At 69.1% G+C, this 5,597-nt stretch carries 4 protein-coding genes and 1 pseudogene; 3 read left to right on the plus strand and 2 right to left on the minus strand.

Features of this window, described 5'->3' with window-relative positions; all coding sequences use genetic code 11:
• The 3 genes from SD626R_RS06215 to citZ all read left to right on the plus strand — a co-directional run.
• Positions 1–610 (plus strand): type 1 glutamine amidotransferase (locus tag SD626R_RS06215; protein ID WP_141651424.1); only part of this gene is annotated, 610 nt, incomplete at its 5' end.
• Positions 611–714: 104 nt separating this feature from the next.
• Positions 715–2,613, plus strand: a complete 1,899-nt coding sequence (locus tag SD626R_RS06220; protein WP_092564840.1) for a PINc/VapC family ATPase — start codon at positions 715–717, stop codon at positions 2,611–2,613.
• 126 nt (positions 2,614–2,739) lie between these two features.
• Positions 2,740–3,894 carry a citrate synthase gene (gene citZ / locus SD626R_RS06225; protein ID WP_092564842.1) on the plus strand — a complete coding sequence of 385 codons (1,155 nt, stop codon included), beginning with the start codon at positions 2,740–2,742 and terminating at the stop codon, positions 3,892–3,894.
• Between the two features lie 52 nt (positions 3,895–3,946).
• On the opposite strand, the gene SD626R_RS06230 is transcribed toward citZ, so the two are convergent.
• Together SD626R_RS06230 and SD626R_RS06235 are read right to left on the minus strand one after the other, a co-directional pair.
• Positions 3,947–5,182 carry a digeranylgeranylglycerophospholipid reductase gene (locus SD626R_RS06230; RefSeq protein ID WP_092564844.1) on the minus strand — a complete coding sequence of 412 codons (1,236 nt, stop codon included), beginning with the start codon at positions 5,180–5,182 and terminating at the stop codon, positions 3,947–3,949.
• A 165-nt stretch (positions 5,183–5,347) separates the two neighbouring features.
• Positions 5,348–5,597 (minus strand): annotated as a pseudogene (locus SD626R_RS06235) (2-oxoacid:ferredoxin oxidoreductase subunit beta); the annotation flags it as partial.

Raw genomic sequence — 5,597 nt, forward strand, 5'->3', positions numbered from 1 at the left:
CGGCGGTCACCTCCCCGACCACACCGAGTTCGACGGCGTCGTGGTCACCGGCTCCCGCTCGTCCGTCTACTGGGACGAGGCGTGGATCCCCCCGCTCGTCGACTACGTCGCGGACGCGGCCGACGCGGGCGTCCCGGTGCTCGGCGTCTGCTACGGCCACCAGGTGCTCGCGGAGGCGCTCGGCGGGCGCGTGGCGGGGATGGACGGCTTCGAGATCGGGTACAACGCCGTGCGCCGGCACGGCGACGACGAGCTGTTCGACGGGGTCGGCGAGGAGTTCACCGCCTTCACCACCCACGGCGACACGGTGGTCGATCTCCCGCCGAGCGCGACGCTGCTCGCCGAGAACGACCACGGCGTCCACGCCTTCCGCGACGGCCACTGCTGGGGCGTGCAGTTCCACCCGGAGTACGACGTCGACACCGCTCGCGAGGTCACTGAGGGGAAGCGAGAGCGGCTCGGCGACGCGCGGGTCGACGCCGTCCTCGGCGAGATCACCCCGGCGGCGCACGACGCCGCCTGCGAGGTGAAAGCCCTGTTCGACAACTTCACCGAGTACGCCCGGCGGCTGCGGACGGAGCGGGGGTCACGGGCGGCCGCCGACGACTGAGCGGCCGGCCCGCGGTCGACCGGAGGATCGCCCCGTCGCGCCCGCCGAGAGGGGCCGTCGTCCGGGTCGAACACTCTTATACCCCTCCCGCCCGGAACCAGGGTATGAACGTAGTACCGGACACCAGTGCGGTCGTCGACGGCCGCGTGTCCGAACGCGTCGCGGACGGGACCTACGAGGGGGCGGCGGTGCTCGTCCCCGAGGCCGTCGTCGGCGAGCTGGAGTCGCAGGCGAACGACGGGCTGGAGTCGGGCTGGGACGGCCTGAGCGAGCTCAAGCGGCTCGCCGACCTCGCCGACGAGGGGACAATCGAACTGGAGTACGTCGGCGAGCGCGCCGACGGCGACGCCCGCTCGCACGCCCACGAGGGCGACGTCGACGCCCTCATCCGCGACATCGCCGCCGACCGCGACGCTACCCTCCTCTCCAGCGACGTCGTGCAGGCGGAGGTCGCCCGCGCGAAGGGGATCGACGTCGAGTACGTCGAGCCGGTCGCCCGCGGCGTCGTCGACGAGCTTCCGATTCAGGACTTTTTCACCGACGAGACGATGTCGGTCCACCTCAAGACGGGCACGAAGCCGAAGGCGAAGCGCGGGAGCCTCGGCGAGATGCGGTACGAGGTCATCGACGAGACGGAGACGAGCGAGGAGCAGATGGACGAGTGGGCGACCGCGATCGTCGACCTCGCCCGCCAGTCCAACGAGGGGTTTATCGAGCTCTCCGACGACGGCATGGACATCGTTCAGTTCCGGAACTACCGGATCGCGGTCGCGCGGCCGCCGTTCGCGGACGGGATCGAGATCACGGCGGTCCGCCCGATCGCGAAGACCACGCTTGACGACTACGAGTTTGCCGACGAGCTCCGGGAGCGGTTCAAAGAGCGGAAACGGGGCGTGCTCATCTCCGGCTCCCCCGGCGCCGGGAAGTCGACGTTCGCGCAGGCGGTCGCGGAGTTCCTCAACGACAGCGACTACGCGGTGAAGACGATGGAGAAGCCGCGCGACCTCCAGGTCGGCCCGGAGATCACCCAGTACGGCGCGCTCGGCGGCGAGATGGAGAACACGGCCGACTCCCTCCTCTTGGTCCGTCCCGACTACACCATCTACGACGAGGTCCGGAAGACGAACGACTTCGAGGTGTTCTCGGACATGCGGATGGCGGGCGTCGGGATGGTCGGCGTCGTCCACGCCTCGCGCGCCATCGACGCCCTCCAGCGGCTCGTCGGCCGCGTCGAGCTCGGCATGATCCCGCAGATCGTCGACACCGTCGTCTACATCGAGGCCGGCGAGGTCCACACCGTCTACGACGTGACCACCGAGGTGAAGGTCCCCGCCGGGCTGACCGCCGAGGACCTCGCGCGCCCGGTCATCCAGGTATCGAACTTCGAGACCGGCCGGCCGGAGTACGAGATCTACACGTTCAACCGGCAGGTCGTCACCGTCCCGCTGAACGACGAGGGCGGCGAGGCCGAGTCCGAGACCGGCGTCGGCCGCATCGCCAAGAGGGAGATCGAACGCGAGATCAAGTCGGTCGCGCACGGCCACGTCGACGTCGAGCTCAAGGGGAACGACGAGGCGGTGGTGTACGTCTCCGAGGGCGACATCGGCACCGTCATCGGGAAGGGCGGCGGCCGCATCAGCGACATCGAGAACCGGCTCGGCATCGAGATCGACGTCCGCACCCACGACGAGAAGCCGAGCGACGCCGGCGGTCCGGGCGGCGACGAGCGCGGCGCGAACGGGCAGACCGGCGGTCGAGGGGGACAGGTCGGCGAGGAGCGCGGCACCGTCGTCCAGCCGGAGATCACCTCTCGGCACGTCGTCATCGACGTCGACGACGGAGTCGGCGAGACGGTCGAGGTGCGCGCCGACGGGGAGTACCTCTTCACCGCCACCGTCGGTCGCGGCGGCGAGGTCCAGGTGTCCCGCGGCTCCGCGATCGCCGAGGAGCTTGAGGACGCCATCGACCGCAAGCGGACCGTCACCGTCGTCCCGGCGCGCTGACGCGGGCGACCGGACCGCGTCGGCTCGCCTCCCCGCCGTCGTTCGACTCCAGGTTGTTCGTCGATCGTCGAATTTTATCCCTCTTGAAAGATAACGCTTTTTTGGCGGCCGTCGGAACGTCACTCCATGTCAGACGAGTTAAAGCGCGGGCTCGAAGGCGTCCTCGTCGCGGAGTCGGAGCTGAGCCACGTCGACGGCGAGGTCGGGAAGCTCGTATACCGCGGGTACGACATCGAGGACCTCGCTCGGGGCGCGAGCTACGAGGAGGTGTTATACCTCCTCTGGCACGGCTCGCTGCCGACCCGCGAGGAGCTCGACGCGTTCGCCGCGGACCTGGCCGCAGAGCGGGCCGTCGACGACGACGTGCTCGACACGGTCCGGACGCTCGCCGACGCCGGCGAGCGACCGATGGCCGCGCTCCGGACGGCCACCTCCATGCTGTCGGCGTACGACGCCGACGCCGACGCGCTCGGCGACGATCACCCCACCGAGACGGCGCGGCTTCAGGGCCGCCGGATCACGGCGAAGATCCCGACGGTGCTCGCCGCGTTCGAGCGCGCCCGACAGGGCGAGGCGCCCGTCTCGCCGGACTCCGACCTCTCGTACGCCGGGAACTTCCTCTACATGCTCACCGGAACCGAGCCCGACGGGGTCAGCGAGGAGACGTTCGACATGGCGCTGACCCTCCACGCCGACCACGGACTCAACGCCTCGACGTTCACCGCGATGGTGATCGGCTCGACGCTGGCCGACGTGTACTCCGGCGTCACCGGCGGGATCGGCGCGCTCTCCGGCTCGCTTCACGGCGGCGCGAACCAGGACGTGATGGAGGTGCTTCACGAGATCGACGACTCGTCGAAGGACCCCGTCTCGTGGGTGAAAGACGCCCGCGAGGACGGCCGCCGTATCCCCGGCTTCGGCCACCGCGTGTACAAGGTGAAGGACCCCCGGGCGAAGATCCTCCAGGAGAAACTCCGCGATCTCTCCGAGTCCTCCGGCGACACGAAGTGGCTCGACTACACCACCGCGATCGAGGAGTACCTGACCGATCAGGGGCTCCTCGACAAGGGGATCGCCCCGAACGTCGACTTCTACTCCGGCTCCGTCTACGACACGCTCGGGATCCCGGTCGACATGTACACGCCCATCTTCGCGATGAGCCGCGCCGGCGGCTGGATCGCCCACATGGTCGAGTACCAGGCCGACAACCGCCTCATCCGCCCGCGCGCCCGCTACGTCGGCCCCGAGAGCGCCGACTTCGTCCCGATCGACGAGCGCTAAGTCGAGGCGGCGGGTTCCGGGCGCGCCAACGCTTCCTTTTGAAAACAGCCAGCTACGACCCGAACCGCTCCCGCGCGAACTTCGCCAGGAGCGGGAGGTCGTCGAGGTGGAGCAGCTTCGCCATCGCGGCCTTGTCGCCCTGGTTCGCCTTCTCGAGGGTGTTGTCGTCCGTGCGGCTGAGGTCGCGCATGAGCCGGTCATACCGCTCGTTCGGCGCCAGGTACAGTAGCCGCGTGAGCATCAGCCGCGAGCGCATCCGCGGGGCCACGTCGCGGTGCCAGAGCCGCTCGTAGACGGCGAGGCTCTCGGCGTCGAGGCGGCGCTCCGAGTCCGTGAGACACCGGTCGATGGTGGCGGCCGCGGCGCGGGCGGACTTCATCCCCTTGTGGATCCCCTCGCCCCACAGCGGGTCGATGGTGGGGACCGTGTCGCCGATCGCGAGGAACCGGTCGGTGTGCATCTCGTCGGGCATCTGGATGTGCGCCGAGCCGCGGTGGACCGTCTCGCCGATCTGTTCGGCGTCGGCGAACCGCGGATCTTCCTCGATCCAGTCCTCGAGGTAGCCGTCGACGGTCTTCCCCTCCTCGGCGAACTCGCGGTGGCGGTCGTTCTGGATGTAACAGATGCCGACCTTCGCGGTGTCCTCGCCCGTCGCGAAGATCCACGAGTAGCCGCCGGGCGCGATGTCGTGGTCGAGCCGGAGCATCATCGCTCGCCGCAGGTCGGCGTACTCGGGGTGATTCATCTCGACGCCCTCCATCTCGTACTCGATGCCGATCGCCTGGTTCTCCCGCTCTAGGTCGACCACGTCGAGCGCGCTCGCGAGCGGCGCCGCCGGGCCGGTGGCGTCGACGACGACCTCGGCGTACACCTCCTCGTCGCCGTCGTACCGGACGCCCTTGACGACGCCGTCGTCGTCGAGGATCGGCCGGGAGACGCGGGAATCGAACCGGTACTCCGCGCCGTTCTCGCGCCCGTCCTCGACGAGGAACCGCTTGAACTCGGCGAACTCTAGGACAGCGCCCGGCTGGTAGCTCTCGTAGTAGCTGTTCGGCGACTCTAACACCACATCGTCGGTGTACGACATCACGACGTCGTCGGGGATCCCGAAGGCGGACATCATCGACGGGAACGTCCCGGCTGTCGACTTGTTGCTCTGGCGGGGGAACCCGTCTTCGGACTCCGTTTCGAGGACGACGACGTCGTAGCCGCGCGTCGCCAGGTCGCGGGCGCATTGCGCCCCCGCCGGACCGGCGCCCGCGACGATGACGTCGTAGCGATCACTCATATACCACGTAATTCGGACCCACGTAATTAGGCTTGCTGAAACCGGTCGGGAACGGGCCGTGACCCGGCTGGGTCGCCGAATTTTGGCGATCGGCGGAGGTCGGAATACCGGCGGTCGCCGCGGTCGCCGATCGCTGAAAACGAGTCGGGGGAACGGACGGCGCCGTCAGTAGAACTCGCGGACGAGGTCCGTCGCGCCCTCGGGCGCGCCGTCCGGGATGACGGACATGTCCTCGTCGACGCCGTGCTGCTCGTGGTACGGCACCGACTCCTCGTCCTGGTAGATGACGCCCTGGTACTCCTGCTCGGAGTCGAGGATCACGTCCTTCGCGGCGTCTCTGTCCGTCGGGTCGTGGTCCTCCTCCTTCAGGTCGACGAGCGAGTCGCGGAAGTAGTCGTAGGTGTCGACGTCGTTG

The organism is Halorubrum sp. SD626R, assembly GCF_001261915.1.
Classification (GTDB): Archaea; Halobacteriota; Halobacteria; order Halobacteriales; family Haloferacaceae; genus Halorubrum.

Excerpts from the sequence above, each read along its gene's own strand:
- citZ (WP_092564842.1), top strand. The coding sequence starts at position 2,740 with ATGTCAGACGAGTTAAAGCGCGGGCTCGAAGGCGTCCTCGTCGCGGAG.
- SD626R_RS06230 (WP_092564844.1), bottom strand. The coding sequence starts at position 5,182 with ATGAGTGATCGCTACGACGTCATCGTCGCGGGCGCCGGTCCGGCGGGG.
- SD626R_RS06220 (WP_092564840.1), top strand. The coding sequence starts at position 715 with ATGAACGTAGTACCGGACACCAGTGCGGTCGTCGACGGCCGCGTGTCC.